This is a genomic window from Arenibacter sp. 6A1 (assembly GCF_012272855.1).
Lineage (GTDB): Bacteria > Bacteroidota > Bacteroidia > Flavobacteriales > Flavobacteriaceae > Arenibacter.
This window is the reverse complement of sequence record NZ_JAAXCQ010000002.1, coordinates 310,584-336,512: the sequence shown is the minus strand read 5'-3', so window position 1 is coordinate 336,512 and position 25,929 is coordinate 310,584. Positions and strand designations below refer to the sequence as shown.

Sequence of the window (25,929 nt, the reverse complement as noted above, 5' to 3'; positions counted from 1 at the left end):
AGTTAAGCCCGTCTGCGCCGATGGTACTGCTACACCAAGTGGGAGAGTAGGCCGCCGCCTTTTTTTAAGAGTCCCTTCATGAAAATGAAGGGACTTTTTTTTTGCCCGTATACGAACGCAGTGAAGTATTCTCATGAAGCATACGGAAAACAGCAACAGCTTGCCTCGTCCTACGTCCTCCCAATGATTGGTACTAGATCATTTTTTTCATTGATCCTCTGTTGCATTTTCATATTCCCGAATTAACTCATTAGTACATTGGCATATTGCTTAATTGTTACATTAAACAATTGCTACATTAATTAATTGGTACATTTCCACTTCGGTTCATTGTTACATTTTTTACATTGTTTACTGCTAATTGTTTACTGCTAATTGGTTATTGTTAATTGTTTCCTGCGTTAGGGATTGCAGCGGCATCCTTTTTTAGAGGGCGACGAGACCTTTAAAAAAGATACAGCGGAAAGCCCGACCGACGCAGGAGGGAACGCCCAAATTATTACACTTGGGAGTATAAGAATGGAGATAACCGCCTTCTATGGGGTGTACCGTAAAATATTATACGGCTTGCTGATACCTGGGATCGTTTTGTAGGGGTAGCTTTTTGGTCCAAGAAACGGTAAGGCTATAGAAACCAAATTCCTCGGTAACGGTGCCGTAACAGGCATAGACGCCTTTGCCATGGATGGGCGATTTTGCCATGGCCAGGGGGAAATGTACGCAGTCGAAGAAATTGCCTTCCCGATCTAACATGGTAGTAAACCGCATTCTGTCGCCTTTGGAGGTGGTGTTGTACCGAGTATGTACCATGGCGCCGTACACTAATACTTCCTTGTTTTTGTGTTTGTACAGCTCGTTGGCCATGATGCCCCCTTGGAGGTCTTGGGCAACCATATCAAAATAGGTGCAAAGGGGAAAGCCCAAGAGTTCTATTTGGTCATAGGCCTCTTCTATGGGATTGGATTCTAGTGTTGGGATCGTAAATGCCCGGTGTTTGGCAACGAATAAACTGGCCTGGGGCGATTTTTCCTTATTGGCCTTGGTCTTAAATATGGCATGCCATAGCAGTTCTTTTTTGGGAATACCGGTAAATCGAAAGGCATTTATCCGAACAAGTAGGCTTAATTGCTCCAAACTAATGGGGACTCGGTCTATAAAATCGTCAAAGGAGCGGTAGGGGCCATGCAGTTGACGTTCGCTCAGTAGCCGTTGGATGACCAATTTTTCCAAACTTTTTAAATAGCCGAAGCCCAAATAAATCTCCTTCCCATAAATAACATTGGGGTGGTCGCTTAGGTTGATACAAGGGGCATGTATAGTAGCTCCCCATTTTTTGGCTTCTTGGATATAGAGTTCCGCATCATAGAATCCGCCACCATTATTGAGTACGGCGACCATAAATTCTAGCGGGAAATAACATTTTAAATACAGGCTCTGATAGCTTTCTACGGCGTAGGAGGCCGAATGTCCCTTGGCAAAAGCATAACCGGCAAAGCTTTTGATTTGCTCCCATACCTCCTTAATAAGGGACTCTGGATAGTCTTTTGCCTTACAATTGGCGATGAATTTCTCTTCTACGGCGGCAAACTCCTCCCGAGACCTGAATTTTCCGCTCATTCCCCTCCTTAGCACATCGGCCTCGCCCAAATCTAAGCCGGCGAAGTGATGGGCTACTTTTAGCACGTCTTCCTGATATACCATAATGCCATAGGTTTCGGGCATAATCTTCCACAGTATGGGATTGGCTTGTTTTCTACGTTCGGGCATGCGTTGGCGGAGGATATATTCGTTTTTCATGCCAGAGCTCGATACTCCCGGGCGGATGATGGAACTGGCCGCTACCAAGCCTAAATAATCTTGTGTCTGTAGTTTTTTTAGCAGGCCCCGCATGGCTGGCGACTCTACATAATAGGCGCCTACGGCTTGGCCTTGTTGCAAGAGAGCATTTATTTTTTTGTCGGCTTTAAAATAGGCGACATTTCTAATATCCATCAGTGGGGCATTGGGCTGGTTCTGCCTAATAATAGCAATGGCATCCTTGATTTTGGCAAGGCCGCGTTGCCCTAAAATATCGAACTTAAAAATCCCCACATCTTCGGCGATGATCATATCGAACTGTACCGTAGGAAAGCCTTTTGGGGGCAGGGTAGTGGCCGAATAATAGTGTATGGGCTTGTCCAGAATAAGGATGCCGGAAGAATGAACGCTGATATAGTTGGGAAAGCCCTGGATCCAGCTGGCGTATTTTAAAACTAGTTGCGATAGCTGGTCCAAAGTATCCAGACTGTAGTGGCCAGAGCAGAGTTTGTCTATTTCTTCCTTGGGCAGGCCAAAGACTTTTCCGAGTTCGCGTACCGCTGCCCGGTATTTAAAGGTATTGTAGGTAGCCAACAGTGCTACATTGGGAAAGCGCCTAAAGATATAGGTGGTAACATCGTCTCTTTCTTTCCAGGAAAAATCGATATCAAAATCGGGGGGCGAGGTCCGATAGGGATTTATAAACCTCTCAAAATACAGGTCGAGTTCTATAGGGTCTACATCCGTAATCCCAATAATATAGGCGACAATACTGTTGGCGCCACTGCCCCGACCCACATGGGGGTAGTCCTTACTGGCGGCATAACTGACAATGTCGTGGTTGATCAGAAAATAAGACACAAATTCTAGTTCGTAGATAATCTTGAGTTCCCGTAGCATGCGTTCCTTTACCTGGGCGGTAGGATGGGGGTAGCGTTTGGGGAGTCCGGCTTCACAAAGTTTTTTTAGCCGCTCATAATCTTCTTCCTTACTATGATAGTAATATTGTTGGTTTTGGGAACGACGATCGTTGCCAAAAGAAAACTCAATGTGGCATTGGGCCATTAGTTTTTTGGTGTTTTCTATCAGGTGTGGAAACTCCTTATAACTCTCCAATAGCTGCTCGTAGGGGAGCATCACATCGGTCTCTGTCCCTTGTTCGTCCTGGGGGAGCTTGCTCAATAACGTATTTAGGCCAATAGCCCGCAAAAGCCTATGGGTATTAAAATCTCTTTTGTTCCTAAAACTTACCGTTTGCTGAATGACCAGTTTATCTTTTAGACCACAGTATTTTGAAAAAGGGAGTTTTCTAAGTTCTGCTACGGAGACCCCTATAAACTCATGTTCCTTAAAAGAGGTTTTCTCTAGGCGCAATACCTTTTCGAAGGGATAAATAACTAAGGCATTTTTAAACATAGGGGCTTCAGGTGGAATATCGATGCCTTGACTCAAATGGTGAGAAAGGAAGGCATTGAGTTCCTGGAAACCGCTGTTGTTTTTGGCCAGGCCAACGTATTGCTGTGCGGTCCCTTGTCTAAAATCGATCCCTACAATGGGCTTTATATTAAAGTCCTTGGCGCAGCGTATAAAATTCAGGCAGGCCGAGGTATTGTTAATATCGGTCAGGGCCAAGGTGGTCACATGGTTTTCCTGGGCAAGCTCTAGGAGGGTTGTTTCCGAGAAGCTGCCATAGTTTAAGGAATAATATGAATGGCAATTAATATACATTATTGTTTTCTATGCGCTAATACAATAGGGGGCTCGCCAGAAAAGGGGTTGTGAAACCTGCCTATGGTTTTGGCCCCTAAAGAGGCCGCCCTCATGATACTGCTTTCTCCGTACCGGTTGCGTATATGGTCCATGGCCTTGTACAGGTCGAGCATTTCTTCGGTATCGTCAAAAAGGTTAATCTGATAGTTGCCACTGACCAGGTGGCTGAATTTTACGCCCACCAAACGGATGAGCAGCCTTCTGTTGTAAAGGTTGTTAAAGAGCTCTAGGACGGTAGGTACCAAAACGTGGTCGGCGCTGGTAAAAGCTATTTGCTTTTGCTTGGTATAGGTGTTAAAATCTGAATAGCGAATCTTTACCGCAACATTACAGCTTAGCTTATTGCCCCTTCTTAGCTGGTAGGCTAAATTTTCGGTCATGGCCACTATGGTGGTCCTTAGTTTGTCCATATCTATAGTATCGCGGTCATAGGTGCGTTCCGTAGAAATAGATTTCCGTTCGTGGAAAGGGATAAGAGGCGGATTATCGATACCATTGGCCCTTTTCCAAATGGTTTTTCCGTTGGCACCAAAGGCGCTCGTCATAAGTTCTAAGGGCATTTCCTGGACAGTTTTTATCCGTTCGACCCCCATATTGATCAGGGTTTGGTAGGTTTTTTTGCCTACAGCCGGAAGCTTGCGCACCGATAGGGGCGCTAGGAACTGCTTTTCAAAACCGTAATCTATTTGTAACTGGTTGTTGGGCTTGGCTTCTCCGGTGGCTACCTTAGAAACTATTTTGTTTTGCGATAGCCCAAAGGATATGGGGAGTCCGGTTTCTTTTAAAATCTGTTGCCTCATTTCCGAAGCGTATTGGTAGCAGCCAAAAAACTTATCCATTCCGCTCAGGTCCACATAAAATTCGTCTATACTGGCCTTTTCAAATACGGGGGCTCTTTCCTTTATTATTTCGGTCACCATATGGGAGTATTTGGTATAGGTTGATGAATTGCCCCTAATGACGACCGCTTCCGGACATAATTGGCGGGCAAGTTTCATGGGCATACCGGAGTTGATCCCAAATTTTCGAGTCTCATAGCTGCAAGCGGCTACCACCCCTCTATCGCTCAAACCGCCTACCAATAGGGGTCTTTTTAGCAAACGGCTATCGATTAGCCTTTCGCAGGAGACAAAAAAGGTATCCAAATCTAGATGTAGAATAGACTGTTTCATTGTTAAAATGGATATAATCCAATTATATGGAATATATCCAAAGGTAGAAAAAATAGAAAATCATTGTTTAACTTTAACACAGTATTTTTAAATGGGATAGTTTTAAAAGGGAATACCAATGTGTTATAGTACGCGTGTCACAAGAAAGGCCAAGGAGCTGGAGCTCTTTTATAAGGTAAGTAAATTGGTAGGGGCCAGGTCTCCGGAGGGGGAACTGGTATATCCGCATGCCAATGGTTGGAACCATCCTTTGTTATGGATTATCCCTCAGGAGGCAAAAGAGAAGCTCACCCCTTCTATGTGGGGCATTATGCCACCGCAGCAACTGGGGGCGGACTTTCAGGATTACTATAAGGGGGCTGCCCGTTTTGGTGCCGGCCTCAATGCCCGTTCCGAAAAGCTTTTCGATCATTTTATCTATAAAAACAGTGTGTATACCAAACGTTGTATACTTCCTGTAGACGGATTTTTTGAACCCCATACGGCGCCCAAGAAGTTTAAGGTGCCTTTTTATTTTGAAAGAAAGGACCGAGAAATATTAAGTCTGGCCGGACTCTATACGGTGACCAAAGACGGGTACAATACTTTTACGGTACTTACCAAGGCGGCTACGCCCTTATTTGCCAAGATCCACAACGAAAAATTCCGCCGCCCCGTAATCCTGAACAATACCGATATAGCTGCGTGGTTAGACGACAGCTTGGGGGAGGCCGATATAAAAAACTTGATCGCTACCGATTTGTCGGACGAGGCCTTTCGTGCTTATCCGGTGAGCAAGGATCTTTATAGTCGAAAACAAGAGGCTAACCGGGAGGGGGTCATAGCCCAAGTAGATTATTCTCAAATTGAGATTTCTTATTAAGGAGATACCGGATACCTTTTAGGCCTGCTCATCAAAAGTGAAATATAGAACAAGGCAATTGGAGTGATAATGCTATTCTTTTTGGAGTAACGTAATAAAACAATGGAAAGATTATACTTTTTAGGGGTACTGTATGTTAGCCTCTAGAACTTTCCCTAAAGGATTACGGACGTTTATAAGTGCAGGGGTTACGTTTATACAATGTAAGATGTTAGTATGGGTTAAAATGCTATGTTTGAATTAATTAAGTTGCTGGTGAGTAGCTTGTGTTAAGATTAATAAGGCAAATTTCGTAAACACGAATTTTGGTGGGAACAGTCCGGCCGATGTAAATGGGGGAACATATTGCAAAAGCCGGCACCCCTACCACCTTGATCTTCTACAGCCCTTGAATAAAAATTAATACGACTCCTTCTTATATTGCCCAAGATGGCCTTCGAGACCGATAGCGGATACAAGGATCTTCTTTACCTATTGGTGATAAGGAACCTAAAACATACTAGTATTCGAGTGAATATTCTTGAAATGGGTTTTTCCAAAATTTTAAAAAGCGAACTTTAAGACCAGGTCCAGCATTGGCTACTGTGTTTAGCGGCCTATCATGGTATGGAAGTCTTTTAAACTATTATCTATCATTTTATTCAGTTTTCGTAACTTCCTTGCCAATAGCAAAAAAACAATACAGTCGCTATCCGTATGGGAAATATAAAAAACTTCATAATATTTAGTTTACTTCTTTGTGTCTTTCCTCTTTTTTTGATGGGACAGGTGCTTATTCCGCCCATTCAGAATTACCGCATCTTCGAATATCAGGCAGCAAGTAAAAACTGGGACCTTTCCGTAGATCCTGAAGGGGAGCTATACGTAGCTAACAATAAAGGATTACTACACTATAATGGCGAACAATGGACATTATATCAACTGCCCAATAAGACTACCATTCGTTCTGTAAAATGGATCAATGAAAGGATTTATACGGGTTCCTACGAAGAGTTTGGGTTTTGGAAAAAAAATGAATTTGGAGGACTGGAGTATACTTCCCTTACCCATTTAATCCAGGACCACGAATTTACCAGTGAGGAATTTTGGCAAATATTGCCTCTTGGCGATACCATAGTGTTCCGGTCTTTTTCGGGGATTTATATGTATAAGGAAAACCAAATTTCCATTGTGGAACCTCGTTTTGTAGTGAACCATATGGTCGTTTGGGATGATAAGATTGTTGTTGCCGGGGGACAAAATGGGTTAAGTTATATAAAAGATAAGGAACTGCTCCCTGTTCTTGATACCGAAATCTTAAATACTAAGATCGTTGTGGATATGGAACCTACTCCTACCGGGTTGTTGATAGGGACCAAGCTACATGGGGCATATCTGCTAGCCGAAGGCAGGATGGAGCCTTTAGCGGAGGAAATCAACAAGGAGTTGAAACAGCACCAGTTAAACCAAATGCTGCTCTTGGACAGTGGTAAGTTGGCCTTTGGAACCATTAAGAACGGTATCTACATTTTTGACACGGAAAATAATACCTTTCATTACCTAAATAGGGAGGTTGGACTTCAGAACAATACCGTTTTGGCCCTGGAACAATTTGAGAAACAACTTTGGATTGGGTTGGACAACGGAATAGATAGGCTGCAAACAGATAATCCGCTTACGTATTATACCGATTATACCGGAGTCGTGGGGACGGTGTATGATGTGGCCTTGCACCGTGGAACCCTATATTTGGGCAGCAATACGGGCATTTATTATTTTGAAGGGGAGAAGCTTAGGTTTGTAGAGGGCTCTCAAGGACATATTTGGGATCTAGAGGTGATAGAGGGAGAATTGTTCTGTGGTCATAATACGGGAACTTTCATTCTGGATAAGGGAAATTTAAAGCCGATATCCGAAATTTCCGGTGGCTACCAAATCGCAAAAGCGCCTGGGGCTAGTTCACTCTACCTGCAGGGCACCTATACTGGCTTGGCAAGGTTCCAAAAGGACGAACAAGCACAATGGTCCGTAGCGGCCATTCAGGGTATATCCTTTCCTATAAAATATTTGTGTTTTGAAAATCCTACTACCCTTTGGGTAGCCCATCCTTATAAGGGAGTATATCGAATTACCCTTAGCGATGATTACAGAAGCGTGGTGCAGAAGCAGGAATTTGGACCGGAGTCTATTCCGAATATTTACAATATAAAACTCTTTAACATAAAAAACCAAATCGTGCTTTTCAGTGAAGGGGTTTGGTATAAATACGATCCTATAGTAGGTAAGGTAATTGTTTTTGAAGAGTTCCAAGATTATAATTATAAAGAGCTGGTACATTTTGATGACGATCACTATTGGTTTATCGACAATGAAGGAGCCAAGGAACTGCTCGTAACCAATCTTAAGAAAGATTATTTTGTATTAGAAGATTCGCAATTGGGCAGGAGGTTGGTGCCAGAGTCCCAAAATATCATACAACTTAATGACAGTATTTATTTTTTCACTCTTAGTGATGGTTTTAGTAAATTAAACCTAGCCAAACTCAAGCGTCATCTTCAAAACGTTGAACTTACGGCACCCAAATTTGTCCGGTTTAAAGATCAGGAGCAGATATATTCTTTAGGTGAAGGGCCCTTTGTGATCCCTTATAAACGTTCTCACAATATTTTGGTTGAGATGGCCGCTTCCAAGCTGGTACAGCCTAGATATTATTATGAACTTAATGGTCCCTTGGAACAATCTGGCAACTTAGACAAGGGAGTGGTTTCGTTTCAAAACCTCCCTTACGGTAGTTACAAGTTAAAGGCCTTTACTGTGGGAATAGATAACGTACGTTCCCTGTCCCGACAATTGGAGTTCGAGATAAAACCACCATGGTATTTTTCTACGGTGAGTTTTGTTATTTATGGGGTTATAGCAATTTGGGCAGGTTTTATGGTGCGAAACTACAACAGACGTAAGTTGGAGCGGAAGCATAGTCTCTTAAAAGAAAAATTGGAACGGGAACAAGAAGAGCAGTTGGCCCAACTAGAGAAAGAAAAGTTAGCGAAGGAAATAAAAATGAAACAGAAGGAATTGACCAGCACCACCATGAGCATGGCCAGAAAGAATGAGCTTATCCTAGAGCTCAAAAACCTTCTTCTGATGAACAAATCTAAATTTGATAATCAACAGCGTTACCGTTCCTTTATGAAGAAATTGAACAGCGCTATTAGCGACGATGAGGATTGGAGACATTTTGAAGTCAATTTTAAAGAACTGCACAACGACTTTTTTGAAACGCTATTGGTGCGCTACCCTGGCCTTACTTCAAAGGATCTAAAATTATGCGCCTATCTTAAAATGAATCTTGTTTCCAAAGAAATAGCTCCCTTGATGGGGATCAGTACAAGAGGAGTAGAGATACATCGTTACCGACTTCGAAAAAAACTGGAACTCGACAGTGAACAGAATATATCTAACTTTCTTATTACGCTTAAGTAAGAAAAAAAAGCGAAACGCTTAATTATTAAGCTTTTACTCTGTTTTTGCCTACTACATCATTAGTACATCATAGTGTTAAAAAACCTTAATAAACACTAATCTTTACTACTGCAATCACTTGTAGGACGGGGCTTAAGCCCTTATTTTTTTCTGATGTAGTTTTTATGTACCCTACTCAAAGCCTATTGGGTTAACGTTTTGTTAATTTAGTAATCAACTAACTCAATTTTTAGGCAATTATGAAAATAAAAAGCGTTTTATTGTTAATTTCGTTCTTGTTGTTTCAATGGTTTACTTACAGTCAGGATAATTTATCTATAAGCGGTACGGTAACCGATAATAACAATCAGCCCATGCCAGGGGCTTCCGTGATTGTTAAAGGAACAACTACAGGAACACAGACCGATTTTGATGGGAATTTTGTACTTTCCAATGTCCCGAGCAATGGCACCTTGGTCGTAAGTTATCTAGGATTTACCACTTTGGAAATTCCTGTTAATGCAAAGACCTCCTTTAATATACAACTTCAGGTAGATGCCCAAGCGTTGGATGAGGTGGTGGTCGTTGGATATGGTACACAAAAGAAAGCAGATTTAACGGGGTCTATTTCCATTATTAAATCTGAGGATATTACCAGAACACCTTCCGGTTCGGCCATGCAGTCACTTCAAGGAAAAGTGGCGGGCTTACAAGTGGTCAGTAGTGGAGCTCCAGGTGCTGCACCCACTATTAGAGTTCGTGGTATAGGGTCTTATGTTGGCGGTGCCTCTGATCCTCTTTATGTAGTGGATGGAACCTTCTTTGATGATATCGATTTTTTGAACAGTGAAGATATTGAAACCATTTCGATCCTTAAAGATGCTTCGGCATCCGCAATTTACGGGGTAAGGGCTGCAAATGGGGTGGTGCTTATTGAAACTAAATCTGGTAAAATAAACCAGAAACCGCAAATAACTTATAATGGTTATCAAGGTGTTCAAGTCGCCCAAAATATTGTAACCTTATCAAATTCCGAACAATTTGCCACCTTGGCCAGAGAGTCCGGTTCTGTCGCAGAAGCACAATTTATAGAAAACGCCATCCAACGCTATGGAAGGAGTAGAATAAATCCTAACGTGCCCAATGTGAATACGGATTGGTATGATTTGGTTTTACGCCATGCCCTTCAACAAAACCACAGTCTGGGTATTACAGGAGGAACAGAAGGCACTACGTACTCCGTGGGACTAAGTTATTTTGAACAAGAAGGAATTCTTAAAATGAAGAATGACTACGACCGATTCAACATCCGTACAAAATTAAATTTTGATATAAGCGATCGTTTAGAGGTAGGTGTCTCTACACTATTGAGCAATGCTACCAGATACCGTCCAGAAAACACCGCTTTTGCGTTGGCCTATTTTGCAGTGCCTACGATGCCTGTTCTTGATCCATCCAAAACAGAAGCCTTTCCAAGATCTTATGCCAATGCACAGGATTTAGGTTACAGGGGGACTCAGAACCCTTTTCCTATCATGGAAAATACGGAGAATAGGGACAAAATACGCAATACTTTAATGACCTTTGATTTAAGCTATCAACTAGTTCCTGATAAAGTAACTTTTAAAACAGTTTACTCCCACAATTTTGAAACCCTGGAAACTAGGGAAGTAAGACTACCTTTCTTTTTTGGGAATGGAAATGCTTTTAGGGAAAATGCAGAGTTGGTGAAGCGCAATGAAACGTTTTCCGAGCAAACTTGGGATAATACAATAACCTATAACGACAGTTTCGGCAAACATAATTTGACCGTTTTGGGAGGAACCTCTTTTAGAGATAGATCTTTGGAGCAGTTAGAAGCCAAAGGTATTAACTTTCCAAATGGTCCTGGAATTGGGGACGAATCTTATTATTTAGATTTAGCAAAAACTATAGATGTAGATGGCGTTGGGGATAACGGGGTCAAACAGTACTTCTTCTCCTATTTTGGGCGTATCGCTTATAATTTTGATAGTAAGTATTTATTATACGGTACGTTTCGTGCTGATGGTACCAGTAAATATCAGGAAAAGTGGGGTTATTTCCCTACGGTAGGCGCCGGTTGGGTCCTTTCTGAAGAATCCTTTATGGAAAACCAAGGGGTATTCGATTTCTTAAAGCTAAGAGCTAGCTGGGGAGAATTAGGAAATGCAAATGTAAATTCCAGTACTGGAGGAATAACCTCGAATGAGGTCAGTGCAGCTTTTGGGGATATACGATATCCAGGATTGGTGACCAGCAGTGATTTTGAAGCCTTAAAATGGGAGGTAACTGCTGAAACAAATGCCGGTATTTCTGCAAGGATGTTCGACAATCAATTATCTATTGAAACCGATTATTTTAATAGGGAAACAAGGGATGCCGTAATACCGGTTTCGAGGCTCTTGGTGCCTGGAGAAACTAGACAGAACGTTGGGAAAATCAGAAACTCGGGTTTTGAGGTGGTATTAAATTGGAACAATCAAGTTTCAGAAAATTTCAGCTATAGCATTGGAGGAAATTTTTCAACCTTGAAAAATGAAGTATTGGATCTTGCCGGACAGGAAAATTTGACCTCAGGGGGAGACACTGCACAACGGACCGTAATAGGGGGGACCATAAGTCCTTTTTATGGGCTTGAGGTGGCAGGGGTATATCAGACTCCAGAGGAGATTCAGGCAGATCCTGCAGCACAAGCGGCTATTGCAGATGGCTTGGTTGTACAGCCCGGTGATTTTAGATTTGTAGACCATAATGGTGATATGGCAATCGATGCCCAGGACAGGGTAGATTTGGGATCCTATTTGCCTACCTATTCCTTTGGCTTTAACCTAGGGCTTAACTATAAGACATGGGATTTTTCCTTAAACGTAATTGGGCAGGGAGGCAATGTCATTGCAAACCAAAAACGATTTGCAATTCGCCAAACTCCCGATCCTAATATTGATAGGGATTTTGCTATCAACCGTTGGCACGGTGAGGGGACTTCCAATACCTACCCTTCGGCAAGAGGCATAAGGAATCCATGGAGCAATCAGTTTCTGAATAGTTTTTTTGTAGAAAAGGGCGATTTTGTGAGGTTACAAAATGTGACATTAGGTTATACCATGCCGCAGTTAAAAGGAAAATTTAATCCAAATATCAGATTTTACCTGACCGCCGAGAGACCAGTGACATTGTTCGATTACAATGGCTTTACTCCCGAGGTGTCGGATGGTAGAGATAATCAGACGTATCCAATTCCTGGCGTGTATACCTTGGGTGTGAATATTAAGATATAATAAAAAGCTTGGAAATGAGCATAACCGAAAACTGTTTGCAAATACGAATTCAGCTATGCGAAGTACATAAGACCGTTAAAAACAATAAATTTCTACAGATGAAACAACATATAAAAACAAAAAGATTTCCGCTGCTATTAGCCTTGGTAGGAGTTATTCTTATTGGTTGTTCGGACCAATTGGACCAACCAGAACTCAATAACAATTTTGCTGGCGGTACAGATTTTTCGAAAACCGATGATATGATTTTTTCACTTATCGGGGTGTATCAAGCAGTTACTGCCAGGGGGTGGGAACAACCATTGGTTGTCTCCACAAGAGGGGATGATGTAAATGCTGCCGGAGACCAACAGGGGCTCAAAAATCAGGATCGCTATATATATGACAACTCATTTTTTGGTTCAAGAACCTTATGGGAAACTTACTATGGCGATATTATACGGGCCCATACCGGAATGGAACAAATTGAGCGTTATATCGAATTTGCCGATGCCGACGGAATAGCTAAGGGGAACCGATATATTGCAGAGGCTAAAGTGCTTAGGGCAATATTGCTTTTTCAACTTTCTCAGGTTTACGGTGCAGTATTTATTCCCGAATCCTCGAACCTTGAAGATTTTGCCAATGTCACTTCAGTTCCTTCCAAGGAGGAGGTGATGCAGCATATTTCTAGTCAAATGGACGAGGCCATTCCCCTATTGTTGGATATGCGGCCTAACGAGCGCACCGATCTTCCTGGCGGGGTGACCAAATATACCGCCTTAATGATTAAAGCCGTAGCAAATCAAGAATTAAAGAATTATCAGGCCGTAGCCGATGCTGCCGGTCAGATTATCAGCTCAGGAAAGTTCAGCCTCTTCAACGAATACTACGAACTGTTTAAAACCCCTGGAAAATTGAGTGATGAAAGCCTGTTTGAATTTCAATATTCGGATTTTGGTGCTGGGGTAGGTGAGCGAGTGGGCCACCTTTATGCACCCTATGGACCTAATTCTTGGACACCTTCGGTAGCCGGAGCTTCAAACGGTTGGGGCTTCTTTGAGCCAAGTATGAAATATGTTTCGTTTATGTTAGATAGGGGAGAAACCGAACGCTTGGAAACCTCCGTGTTTTTTAGCCAGAAAGGAATCGATAGCATCATTGCGACTACTGAATATACCGCGGAAACATTGCCCGATTTTGTTTCTCCAACTACTAGAGACGGCGACACAAATACTTCGGATGTGAGATCTATATTTTCTAGTGGAAAACACTATCTGCCAACGAACCAGTTAATTCCTGGACGCACAGAATATGGCAGTAATAAAAATTATATCGTATTCCGGTATGCCGAAACACTTTTAATGTATGCTGAGGCCCTATTACATGGAGCCTCCAATTCTGCTATGACCGCAGACCAAGCTGTGAATTTGGTAAGGGAAAGAGCTGGGATGAGTCCGTTATCAGGGGTGACCTTGGATCAGGTTATAGACGAAAAGTATGCCGAATTAAGTATGGAATGGGGCAAGCGGTTTTTGGACATGGTCAGATTGGGCAGAAACGAGGAGCTAAGTTATGAAGGAAGGACCTTTAGTGCCAATAAAGCATTTGTAACCTATCACCAGGATCAGATAGATGAATTTCCAATATTAGGGGAAGTCAGTAACTAACTAACAACATAGAAAAAATGAAAAATAGTATACGAATATGTGCCAGTTTGATCGCCTTGTTTCTTTTCTACGGTTGTGACCAAGGAATAGACTCGATTACACAAGTTGACCCAGGAACCGATGCTACCGCACCACAGGTAAAAATCAATTACCCAACAGATGGGGTGAAAATTAAAGTGTTGGAGGTAGTAACTTCTATTACCATCGATTTTGAGGTGACCGATGATATAGAGATCGCTAAGGTAGAGGTGACGCTAGATGGGGCTAAGATAGGAAGCTATAGCAATTTTAAGGATTACCGTCGATTATTGGTAAAGGACCTTGTCTATGATAAATTGAACGATGGTAGCCATGAACTTATGGTTACAGCAATAGATTTAGAAGGAAAAACAACAGCAGCAACGGTTAATTTTCAAAAAGAACCTGCCTATACACCCTTGTTTGCCGGGGAGACGTTTTATATGCCATTTGATGGCGATTATTTTGACCTAGTGGGCCTAAAACAAGCTGTTAAGGTGGGAACTCCCGGATTTGCCGGAGAAGGGCTTATCGGAACCAACGCCTATAAAGGCGCCACGGATGCTTATTTAACCTATCCTACGGACGGCCTGTTAGGGACCGAGTTTACTGCGGCCTTTTGGTATAAGGTAGATGCCAGTCCAGATCGTGCTGGTATTTTGGTAATTGGGGATGATGCCGATGATAGAAATCAAGGGATACGATTATTTAGGGAAGGAAGCACTATTAATCAGACTATAAAGGCTAATGTGGGTACAGGTACTGGCGAAAGTTGGAACGATGGCGGTGTGCTTGATGTGACTACTGGAGAATGGGTGCATATTGCCCTTTCTATTTCCGCTACACAGAGTACCATTTTCTTTAATGGGGTTGCGGTACGGACGACTGCCTTAAGCGCCCCGGTAGATTGGACAGGATGTGATGCGTTGACCATAGGTTCGGGAGGTGAAACCTTTAGCTATTGGGATCATAAATCCGATAACAGCCTCATGGACGACCTGCGTTTGTTCAATACAGCCTTGACCGAGGCCGATATTCAGAATATGATCAATGTTACCAATCCCTATACCGGGGAATTTGATGGAGAAATGTTCTACCTGCCTTTTGATGGGGATACGAAGAATAAATTTACAAATGTAGAGGCTACCGCAATAGGAACTCCTGGTTTCGCAGGAGAAGGTGTTAGAGGTACAGCTGCGTATGCAGGGGCAGCAGATTCTTATCTGACCTTCCCTACAAGCGGATTGACTACAACTGAGTTTAGCGCTACTTTCTGGTACAACCTAAATGCCGCCCCAGATAGAGCAGGGATTTTGGTTATGGGACCAGCGGATTTGGAAAGGCCAGAATATCCAACCGTACAAAACTTACGAACTAGTGGATTCAGATTTTTTAGGGAAGGCAATGCCACGAATCAGACATTTAAATTAAATGTAGGTAATGGTACTGCCGATACTTGGGTAGATGGTGGCCCAGCAGCATCATTGGACCCTACAACATCTGGTTGGGTGCATATGGCCTTTACAATAGGAAACGGTAAGGCTATCGTATATTTTGATGGAGAAATTGTAAAGGAATCTGATGTTTCAGGTGTAGATTGGACAGGTTGTGACCTACTATCCATAGGGTCTGGAGCTCCTAGGTTTACCGAATGGGGACATTCGTCCGATGCCAGCTTTATAGATGAACTACGGTTATACAGAAAAGCCTTATCACAAGAAGAAATACAAAACATAAGAAATTCCGATTTATAGTATATAACCTATGAGATTATCTATAGTTATTATAACAATGGTCGTTGCACTTATTTTACCAAGTTGCAACGACCAAAAAAAAACTAATGCCAAAACTGACGCTGAGGTGATTAAGACCAATGAGGAAGAAGCCATGGATGCTGCGCTATTGGATACTATCCAAAAACAGACCTTCGATTATTTTTGGGAAGGTGCAGAGCCTATCTCGGGCCTGGCAAGGGAGCGTATCCATATGGACAATATTTATCCTTCCCATGATAAGGATATTATTACCATTGGAGGTTCCGGATTTGGACTGATGGCTATTTTGGTTGGTATAGAGCGAGGGTTTATCACCCAAGAGCAGGCCGTGGAACGATACCTTAGGATATTGGACTTTTTAGAAAAAGCCGATCGTTTTCACGGGGTATGGCCACATTGGTTAAAACCCGATGGAACGACTGCACCCTTTAGTAAAAAGGACGATGGGGGCGATTTGGTGGAGTCTGCATTTTTGGTGCAGGGGCTGCTTACCGTAAAGGAGTTTTTTGATAAACGGGGTACGACCGAGGCAGAGAAATCTATTAGCAGTAGAATCCAAAAATTGTGGGAAGAAGTAGAATGGGACTGGTATACAAAAGGAGGTGAAAAGGTGCTGTATTGGCATTGGTCTCCCAATTATGGATGGGATATGAACTTCCCCGTTGGAGGTTATAACGAAGCTTTGATCATGTATGTTCTTGCCGCAGCCTCCCCCACCCATCCTATAGATAAAGAGGTTTACGATAAGGGATGGGCACTCAATGGGGAAATAGCCAAGGATACGGTTTATTATGGCCTTGAAACCGAATTGAACCATTACGAGCACGATAAGTCGCCCGTTGGTCCTTTGTTTTGGGCCCACTATTCCTATCTGGGGCTAAATCCGAAAGGGTTAAAAGACCAATATGGCGATTATTGGAAACTGAACCAGAATCACGCCCTTATCCATTACAAACATGCAGTGGCCAATCCTAATAATTACAAAGGATACGGGGAGAATGTCTGGGGCCAAACATCGAGCTATTCCATGAAGGGGTATGCCGGTCATAAGCCAGATCAGGACCTAGGAGTAATTTCTCCTACGGCCGCCTTGTCTTCCATGCCTTATACTCCAAAGGAAAGTATGCGTTTTTTAAGGTATATGTATCAGGAACAAGATTCTCTAATAGGGAAATACGGACCCTATGATGCCTTTAGTTTTGAGCATAATTGGAGCCTGCCACGGTACCTGGCCATAGACCAAGGTCCTATTCCCGTAATGATCGAAAATTATAGAACAGGATTGCTATGGGACCTTTTTATGAGTAATAAGGAAGTTCAAAATGGATTGAAGAAACTGGGTTTTGAAAGTAGCAGTTTAAAATAACATTCTCCTAATCCGAGAACTAAACACTTAAATATAAAAATGAGAGTTATTTTTTTATCCATTATCTTGGGGTTATTTTATTCCTGTTCGGGAGACGATGTCCAAGGTCCTATAGGCGAATCTCAATTACCTGGTCCACCTAAGGAGGAACCTCCGGTGGTAGAAGCAATTTCGGATGAGGAATTGTTGGATTTGACCCAAAGGGAGACCTTTAAATATTTTTGGGAGTATGCCGAAACCAACTCTGGTTGTGCTAGGGAGCGCTATCATCCCAATAATCCCGATCTTGATGCCAATGTGGTGACCACAGGAGGAACTGGTTTTGGACTAATGGCCATCTTGGTTGGTATAGAGCGTAATTATGTTTCTAGAGAACAAGCGGTTGCGAGATTACAAAAAATGTTGGATTTTCTAGAGAACGCCGATCGGTTTCATGGAGCATGGCCACATTGGCTAGATGGGAATACGGGTAAAGTAAGGCCTTTTAGTCCAAAGGACAACGGTGGCGATTTGGTAGAAACCGCTTTGTTGGTCCAAGGATTGATCAGCGTAAAGGAGTATTTTAAAGAAGGCTCCCCAGCCGAAAAGGAATTGGCCGCCAAGGCCGATGCCTTGTGGAAAGGGGTAGAATGGAATTGGTACACCCAAAACCAAAACGTACTGTATTGGCATTGGAGTCCCGACCATAATTTTTCTATCAACCTACAGCTCAAAGGATATAATGAAACCTTAATTGCTTATGTATTGGCAGCGGCCTCCCCGGATTATTCCATTTCCAAAGAGGTCTATACCAACGGCTGGGCTTCCAATGGGGGAATAAAATCTAATACAACCACCTATAATTATCCACTGCTGGTGAAACATCCCGGATCTGAAACTTATGGGGGACCCTTATTTTTTTCACATTACTCCTTTTTAGGATTAAACCCATTTGGGTTAAAGGACGAGTTTGTAGATTATGGAGAGGTAAGTAAAAATCACGCCCTCATCAACCATCGGTATGCCGTGGAAAACCCCAAGCAATTTGTGGGGTATGGGCAGGACAGTTGGGGCCTAACCGCAAGTTATTCAAGAAATTCAGATGGCAGTCTAGGGTATAGCGCCCATTCCCCCTCTAACGATGTGGGCGTTATTTCCCCTACGGCGGCCATTGGAAGTATTCCTTATACCCCAACAGAATCACTGAAGGCCATGCATTATTTTTATAAGCATAAAGATAAATTACTGGGCCCTGCCGGATTTTATGACGCCTTTAGTCCGCAGTATAATTTTTGGGTGGCAGAAGCGTACCTAGCCATAGATCAAGGACCCCAGATTATTATGATCGAAAATTACAGAAGCCGGTTGTTGTGGGAACTTTTTATGCAAAACGATGAGGTAAAAGCAGGTTTAATAAAACTAGGATTTACGTATGGAAACTAAAAAAAGGATATTTCTATTAGTTTTTTGCCTTGGCACCCTTGCCATGTTTGCGCAAAACGATTTGTACCAAGCCGCAATTTTTAAGAAAGGGACGGATAGTTTGCAGTATCGTATACTGTATCCAAAAGATTTTTCTGCCTCTAAACAATATCCCGTGGTACTGTTCCTACATGGGGCAGGGGAAAGAGGAAGTGATAATGAGAAGCAATTGGTCCATGGCAGTAATTTGTTTTTAGAGGAAGAAAATAGGGCGAATTTCCCTGCTATAATCCTATTTCCACAATGTTCCCAAGAGGATTATTGGTCTAGGGTGGCGGTAGATCGCACCAAAGAACCTTTGGAAATTTCTTTTGAATACAGCAAAGGACCTACCAAAGCTTTGGAGCTTACCATGGCCTTGATGGATTCGCTTGTAAACGAATCCTATGTGAAGAAAGACCAGGTATATATGATGGGTCTCTCCATGGGAGGGATGGCCACTTTTGAAATGCTGTATAGAAAACCAGACATGTTTGCAGCGGCAATTGCTATTTGTGGAGGGGGCGATCTAGAAGCAGCGGAAGTCTATGCCAATAAGGTGCCGCTTTGGATTTTTCACGGGGCAAAGGACAATGTGGTGAATCCAAAATTGTCCTTGGATATAACAGCACAAATTATGGAGTTTGGAGGAGCGCCCAACCTTACCCTGTTTGGGGATGCCAACCATAACAGTTGGGACCCCGCTTTTGCTGAGCCTAATTTATTGCCCTGGTTGTTTTCACTAAAACGATCTGAATAGAGATCGACCAAAGAAATTGGCAATCATAAACTTGTGTAAAACGGAAATAGATGAAATTTTTTAAAAAGATAGTTATAACAGCGGTTTTACTATTTAATGTACTAATATATGCACAGGAAGTGGTTCCGGAAACTTATATCAATCCTCTGGATATTGACTATACCTATATGGTTTATAATTCAAGTAAGAATATCTCCTACCGTTCTGGTGCAGATCCAGCAGTAATTGAATTTCGGGGTGAATACTACATGTTTGTCACTCGGTCTTTTGGATATTGGCATTCCACCGATTTAATCAACTGGGAATTTATTAAACCTAAACAATGGTTTTTCGAGGGTTCCAATGCCCCAACCGCATTCAATTATAAAGATTCGCTGGTATATTTTGCAGGTGATCCCGCAGGTTACGGGAGTATTCTTTATACCGATGACCCAAAAAAAGGGGAGTGGACACCTACCGCTTCAATTACCAATAACATCCAGGATTCGGAGTTGTTCATTGACGACGACGGGAAAACTTATCTGTATTGGGGCTCGTCAAACGTATATCCCCTTCGTGTGAAAATGCTGGATAAAGACGATCGTTTTCTTGAAACCGGAGTTGAGAAAGAACTTTTCAATTTGGTTGAGGAAGAACATGGTTGGGAACGTTTTGGTAAAAACAATTACCATCCAACCTTAAAGGAAGGATACATGGAAGGTGCCTCGATGACCAAACACAACGGGAAATACTATTTACAGTATGCAGCGCCCGGGACGCAATTTAATGTGTATGCCGATGCTGCTTATATTGGTGAAACCCCACTTGGTCCTTTTACTTACATGAAAAATAATCCCATGAGTTTTAAGCCTGGCGGTTTTGCTAATGGGGCAGGCCATGGTATTACCGTGAAACAAACCAATGGGCAATACTGGCATTTTGCCACCATGGCGTTGGCTTCGAATTCTCATTGGGAACGTCGTCTTGCCATGTTCCCCACCTATTTCGATGATGAAGGATTAATGTATTCCATCACCAGCTATGGCGATTACCCCTTATTCGGGCCAAATCATCCAACAAAAGCAGGACAGCATAGTGGCTGGATGCTGCTTTCTTACAAAGGAAATACAACGGTCTCATCTTCAAAAATGCAGGTGAAAAAAAGTACTTCTACCGATAATGATTTTGACATCACCGAAATGCCACTTGAAAAGAATAGTAAAGGTGAAATTATTTCGAAGCTCTTAACCGATGAAAACCCGAAATCCTTTTGGGTTGCTGAATCCAATGATGATAAGCAATGGGTGAAGATCGAAATGCCTTCCCCTGGAAATATGTATGCTTTTCAATTGAACTTTCATGATCAGGAGTCGGGCATTTATACCCGTACCGAAGGCCTACGACATCGATTCACACTGGAGGTTTCAGAGGATGGAAAAAACTGGGAAACTGTTGTAGACAGAAGTGGGAGTTATAAAGATGCACCAAATGCCTACATCACCCTGAATCAACCTGTACAAGGAAAATACGTACGCTACAATAATGTGGAGGTACCGGGGAATAACTTGGCATTATCAGAAATAAGGGTATTTGGAAAAGGTTTAGGAAAGAAACCGGAAAAGGTAAAGGGATTTAAAGTATCCCGGGAGGAAGACAGAAGAGATGCCTCTTTTACCTGGAACCCGGTGAAAGGAGCACAGGGTTACAATATCCGCTGGGGTATCGCCCCAGATAAATTATACCACTCCTGGTTGATTTATGATATTAATGAACATTTTATGCGCAACCTCGATCGCGATACGCGATACTATTTTAGTATAGAAGCATTTAATGAAAACGGAATTTCAGATAAAACTGAGGTCCAGGAAGTGAAATAAAGAAAAGAAAGCATCAATTTTTAAATTATAACTAAGATGAGAAAATTTAATCTGTTTGTCACTGTGCTGTTTTTTACAGGGCTTTCAAGCCTACAAGCACAGGAAAAAATTCCTTTTGTGGAAGACCTGTTGCAAAAAATGACCGTGGAGGAGAAAATAGGACAATTGAACTTACTGACCCCAGGTGGTGGCGTGGCTACCGGAGCGGTGGTCAGTGAGAATGTGGAAACCAAGATCAAGGCGGGCCAAGTAGGTGGACTCTTCGGTGTAGCCGGTCCGGAAAAAATAAAGATGGCCCAAGATTTCGCCATCAATGATACCCGTTTGAAAATTCCGTTGGTATTTGGTTCCGATGTCATCCATGGCTATAAAACAACCTTTCCTATTCCCCTAGGTCTAGCGGCGAGTTGGGATATGGCCTTGATAGAGAAAACGGCACGGATAGCTGCGACCGAAGCAACGGCCGATGGAATAAACTGGAATTTTTCTCCTATGGTAGATATTGCCCGTGACCCTAGGTGGGGAAGAATAGCCGAAGGGGCAGGGGAAGATCCCTATTTAGGATCGGCCATCGCTAAGGCAATGGTAAAAGGATATCAAGGAAACAATCTTACCGATGCCACTACCATGTTGGCCACGGTAAAACACTTGGCACTTTATGGGGCCTCTGAAGGAGGGCGCGATTATAATTCAGTAGATATGAGCAGGGTAAAGATGTTCAATGAATATTTGCCGCCCTATAAAGCTGCGATAGATGCCGGGGTCTCGAGTGTGATGACCTCTTTTAATGATGTCGACGGTATCCCAGCTTCTGGAAACAAGTGGCTTTTGACCGACCTGCTAAGAGAGCAATGGGGGTTTAATGGTTTTGTAGTATCAGACTATACCTCCGTCAATGAAATGATTGCCCATGGGCTTGGGGATTTACAAGCTGTATCTGCCTTGGCCCTTAATGCGGGGCTCGATATGGATATGGTAGGAGAAGGTTTTCTGACCACTTTAAAAAAATCTTTGGAAGAAGGGAAAGTCAGCGAGGAGCAAATAACCCAAGCTTGTCGTCGGATTTTGGAAGCCAAGCATAAACTGGGGCTTTTTGAAGATCCTTACCGTTATATCGATGCTAAGAGACCTGCCAAGGATATTCTTAGCGATGAGAATAGAAAGGTGGCCAGGGAAGCCGCAACACGTTCATTTGTACTTATCAAAAACCACAAGAATGTACTTCCTTTAAAAAGGAATGCGAAAATTGCCCTTGTGGGGCCTTTGGCAAACAACAAGAACAATATGTTGGGTACATGGGCGCCCACGGGCGATCCACAATTATCGGTTCCCATTTTGGAAGGCTTACAAAAGGTAGCTCCTGCAGCTAGAATTACATACGCCAAAGGGGCGAATATTTCCGATGACCCCGAATTAGCAAAAAAGGTCAATGTATTTGGGCCTAGGATAGATATTGATGAGCGTTCCCCAGAGAAGCTGCTGCAAGAGGCTTTAGATCTTGCCAATAAGTCGGAAGTCGTGGTCGCCGTAGTGGGGGAGGCCACCGAAATGAGTGGGGAAGCGGCCAGTAGAACCGAACTATCTATCCCCGAAAGCCAGAAAAAAATGATACGTGCCCTAGTAGCTACGGGCAAGCCTGTAGTTTTGGTCCTGATGAGCGGCCGCCCTTTAACAATCGCAGAGGAGTTGGCATTACCGGTTAGTATACTGCAGGTTTGGCATCCGGGCGTGGAGGCCGGAAATGCCGTTGCAGATGTAGTTTTTGGGGATTATAATCCGGCAGGAAAATTAACGGCTAGCTGGCCCGTAAGCGTGGGACAGATCCCTATTTATCACAGTATGAAAAATACGGGTAGACCGGCAACCTCCGAAGCGTTCCAAAAGTTTCAATCTAATTATTTGGATGCCCCCAATGCTCCATTGTTGCCTTTTGGATATGGACTGAGCTATACGAAATTTGAGTATTCCGAGCCTTCTATTAGTAAAAAGGAAGTAGCACAGGGAGAATCCGTGGATATAACCGTTACCATAAAAAACACAGGGAACTATGACGGGGAGGAAGTAGTACAGCTCTATCTAAGAGATGTGGTGAGAAGTATTACGCCTCCTATGCGAGAGCTTAAAGGGTTTAAAAAAGTATTCCTTAAAAAAGGAGAAACTAAGTCGGTGAGCATTACTCTTAGCCCGGACGATTTAAAATTCTATAACAGTCAATTAGAATTTGTTTCGGAACCAGGAGCCTTTGAGGTGTATATTGGTACAGATTCCAATGCCACCCAAAAGGTGACCTTTAGTTTACCATAAACGGAGGGGGTATGCCTTTTGGAAATGGACTTCTTATTCAATCAATAAAAATAAATTGACCTAGACAGTTAGCGCTGTTTCACACAAACTACATTGAAGATGTATTACTTTAATAAATTACTGCTTTTTGTTTTTGTAGCGTGTAGCTTTTCGTGTAAGCAGGAACAGCCAAAGAAAACTGTCGAAAATAAAAAGCCCAATATTCTTTTTATAATGGCCGATGATCATGCCATTCAGGCAATTAGTGCCTATGATCATCCCATTAGTAAAATAGCGCCTACCCCCAATATGGATAGGATTGCCAAGAATGGTGCCTTATTTACCCATAGTTATGTCACCAATTCTATTTGTGGACCCAGTAGGGCGGTAATTCTTACCGGTAAACACAGTCATGTTAATGGTTTTAGGCAAAATGGCGATCGCTTTGATGGGAGTCAGCCTACTTTGCCAAAAATGTTACAACAATCCGGTTACCAGACAGCTTTATTAGGGAAGTGGCATTTGCATGGAAATCCAGAGGGTTTCGATCACTGGAAGATTTTAGTAGACCAGGGGAATTATTATAATCCCGATTTTATCGAAAACGGAGATACTACTAGAATACAGGGATACGCCACCGATATTATTACCCATGATGCCTTGGATTGGTTAAAGAACCAACGGACAGACAGTGTGCCATTTTTTCTTATGGTACAGCACAAAGCTCCACACAGGAATTGGATGCCGGCCCTAAGACATATCAATAAATATGATTCGGTTCAATTTCCATTGCCAGATACCTATTTTCCAACTTTCAAAAACCAACAGGCTGCGAAGGAGCAATTACAGACTATTTACAAGGATATGTACGAAGGGCACGACCTTAAAATGTCTGCTGAATATGGAAATACCGCCCTGGCCCATAACCCTTGGAAAACCGATTTTGAACGGATGACTTCGGAGCAACGGAGGGTATGGGATGCTGGCTATTTGCCCAAGAACGATGCGTTTCACTTGGCTAATTTAAGCGGAAAGGAGCTTGATGAATGGAAGGGACAGCGTTATTTACAAGATTATATGGCTACTATAGCCTCTGTGGATGAAGGTGTGGGACAGCTTTTGGATTATTTGGAGGAAAATGGTTTGGCAGAAAATACTTTGGTGGTCTATACCTCGGACCAGGGGTTTTATATGGGGGAGAACGGTTGGTTCGATAAGCGTTTTATGTACGAAACTTCCTTTGGAACGCCGCTTTTAATGCAATGGCCAGGAACTATAGCTCCAGGGAAGAAAATTGACGCTATGGTTCAGAATCTTGACTTTGCCCAAACTTTTTTAGAGGCGGCAAAAGTCCCGGATATGGGTACAGATATGCAAGGGGAGTCTTTTATGGGGCTGCTGAACGGCAGTATGTCCAAATCTGATTTTAGGGACGTTATCTACTATCATTATTATGATTACCCCGCATTTCACATGGTAAAAAAACACTATGGGATACGTACCCAGCGCTATAAATTGATGCATTTTTATGATGACATAGACCAATGGGAATTATACGACCTTCAAAAGGATCCAAAGGAGGATACTAATCTTATAGACGATGCTAACTATGTCCAAATCTTGGAACGACTGCAGAAAACTTTAGATAGCGTGCAAAAAGCTTACGGAGTAACCGATAAAGAATTCGAACACGCACCGAAAAAAAGAGTAGAAGCTGCCTACAAGCAGTTTAAAAAATTACGGGGGCCTGTAAAATAAAAAGCTTTACATTATTTCTATAGGAGTTGGATAGCAATTTAATTTTGATTCCCGAGAGAATGCTGGTTTGCCAACAGATGGTCATTGTATTGGGTAATTGTTGATCTCATGATCATTTAAAAATTAATTATGAAATTGCTGGTTTCTATATGAATATAGGGCTTAGGTTGGCACTATGCCTATCGATAATGGAATTTACTACCATTGCATATATCCACCCTTTAGATCGTACACTTTGTCAAAGCCCATCCCAATTAGTTTATTAGCGGCTTTTTTACTTCTGGCACCAGAGCGACAATACACATATACGGGTTGGTCCTTGTCCATTTTTTCAAAGGATTTAGTAAAATTATCAGCATTGAAAAAATCTATGTTGACAGCCTTGGCAATATGACCGTCCAAATATTCGTTTTTGGTCCTTACATCAACCAATTGTACCTTTTTTCCAATAATGGCTTTTGAGTAAGCTGCAGCATTGAGGATTTCTATTTTGTCCGTTGCCGGTTTATGAGTTCCGAATAGTTTTGATAAAAAAGACATAGTTATTTCTTATTAAGGTGAGGGGTGGTATAGAAAAGCTGTCGATTTTATGCTGACTTTCTCCTAAATACCCAATCAAGTTTTTGTGATCACTACAAAGTTAATACATGCCTTGCAGGCTAGAAGTAACCTAGGTTACATAG

14 protein-coding genes are annotated in these 25,929 nt (G+C 42.4%); 11 read left to right on the top strand and 3 right to left on the bottom strand.

The window, feature by feature from the left end; translation table 11 throughout:
* Window positions 1-558: 558 nt before the first annotated feature.
* A complete protein-coding gene (locus HCG49_RS02805; RefSeq protein ID WP_168468035.1) occupies window positions 559-3,525 on the bottom strand; it encodes a DNA polymerase III subunit alpha in 2,967 nt (988 codons plus the stop codon).
* Window positions 3,525-4,739, bottom strand: a complete 1,215-nt coding sequence (dinB, locus tag HCG49_RS02800; protein WP_168468034.1) for a DNA polymerase IV — start codon at window positions 4,737-4,739, stop codon at window positions 3,525-3,527. Before dinB ends, HCG49_RS02805 begins: the two co-directional genes overlap by 1 nt.
* Before the next feature lie 118 nt (window positions 4,740-4,857).
* Between dinB and HCG49_RS02795 the strand changes: the two genes are divergently transcribed.
* The 11 genes from HCG49_RS02795 (at window position 4,858) to HCG49_RS02745 (ending at window position 25,246) form a co-directional block, all read left to right on the top strand.
* Window positions 4,858-5,601 (top strand): SOS response-associated peptidase, encoded by a 744-nt coding sequence (locus HCG49_RS02795; protein ID WP_168468033.1) that lies wholly within the window; start codon window positions 4,858-4,860, stop codon window positions 5,599-5,601.
* Between the two features lie 696 nt (window positions 5,602-6,297).
* The gene (locus HCG49_RS02790) at window positions 6,298-9,063 is read left to right on the top strand and encodes a Two component regulator three Y domain-containing protein (protein ID WP_240938617.1); all 2,766 of its coding nucleotides are present in this window, start codon (window positions 6,298-6,300) and stop codon (window positions 9,061-9,063) included.
* 239 nt (window positions 9,064-9,302) lie between these two features.
* Window positions 9,303-12,341, top strand: a complete 3,039-nt coding sequence (locus HCG49_RS02785) for a SusC/RagA family TonB-linked outer membrane protein (protein WP_168468032.1) — start codon at window positions 9,303-9,305, stop codon at window positions 12,339-12,341.
* A gap of 14 nt (window positions 12,342-12,355) precedes the next feature.
* Window positions 12,356-13,990: a RagB/SusD family nutrient uptake outer membrane protein gene (locus tag HCG49_RS02780; protein WP_317167444.1), complete on the top strand. Its 1,635-nt coding sequence runs from the start codon at window positions 12,356-12,358 to the stop codon at window positions 13,988-13,990.
* Between the two features lie 17 nt (window positions 13,991-14,007).
* Window positions 14,008-15,762, top strand: a complete 1,755-nt coding sequence (locus HCG49_RS02775; RefSeq protein ID WP_168468031.1) for a LamG-like jellyroll fold domain-containing protein — start codon at window positions 14,008-14,010, stop codon at window positions 15,760-15,762.
* 10 nt (window positions 15,763-15,772) lie between these two features.
* Complete coding sequence (locus HCG49_RS02770; RefSeq protein WP_168468030.1) at window positions 15,773-17,149, top strand: glucoamylase family protein; 1,377 nt, start codon at window positions 15,773-15,775, stop codon at window positions 17,147-17,149.
* A 39-nt stretch (window positions 17,150-17,188) separates the two neighbouring features.
* Window positions 17,189-18,571 (top strand): glucoamylase family protein, encoded by a 1,383-nt coding sequence (locus tag HCG49_RS02765; RefSeq protein ID WP_168468029.1) that lies wholly within the window; start codon window positions 17,189-17,191, stop codon window positions 18,569-18,571.
* A complete protein-coding gene (locus HCG49_RS02760) occupies window positions 18,561-19,349 on the top strand; it encodes a prolyl oligopeptidase family serine peptidase (RefSeq protein WP_168468028.1) in 789 nt (262 codons plus the stop codon). Before HCG49_RS02765 ends, HCG49_RS02760 begins: the two co-directional genes overlap by 11 nt.
* A gap of 50 nt (window positions 19,350-19,399) precedes the next feature.
* On the top strand, window positions 19,400-21,205 hold the full coding sequence (locus tag HCG49_RS02755) for a family 43 glycosylhydrolase (protein ID WP_168468027.1): 1,806 nt from the start codon (window positions 19,400-19,402) through the stop codon (window positions 21,203-21,205).
* 36 nt (window positions 21,206-21,241) lie between these two features.
* Window positions 21,242-23,509 carry a beta-glucosidase BglX gene (gene bglX / locus HCG49_RS02750; protein ID WP_168468026.1) on the top strand — a complete coding sequence of 756 codons (2,268 nt, stop codon included), beginning with the start codon at window positions 21,242-21,244 and terminating at the stop codon, window positions 23,507-23,509.
* Between the two features lie 99 nt (window positions 23,510-23,608).
* Window positions 23,609-25,246 carry a sulfatase gene (locus HCG49_RS02745; RefSeq protein ID WP_168468025.1) on the top strand — a complete coding sequence of 546 codons (1,638 nt, stop codon included), beginning with the start codon at window positions 23,609-23,611 and terminating at the stop codon, window positions 25,244-25,246.
* A 198-nt stretch (window positions 25,247-25,444) separates the two neighbouring features.
* On the opposite strand, the gene HCG49_RS02740 is transcribed toward HCG49_RS02745, so the two are convergent.
* Window positions 25,445-25,786, bottom strand: a complete 342-nt coding sequence (locus HCG49_RS02740; RefSeq protein ID WP_168468024.1) for a rhodanese-like domain-containing protein — start codon at window positions 25,784-25,786, stop codon at window positions 25,445-25,447.
* Between the last annotated feature and the right edge of the window lie 143 nt (window positions 25,787-25,929).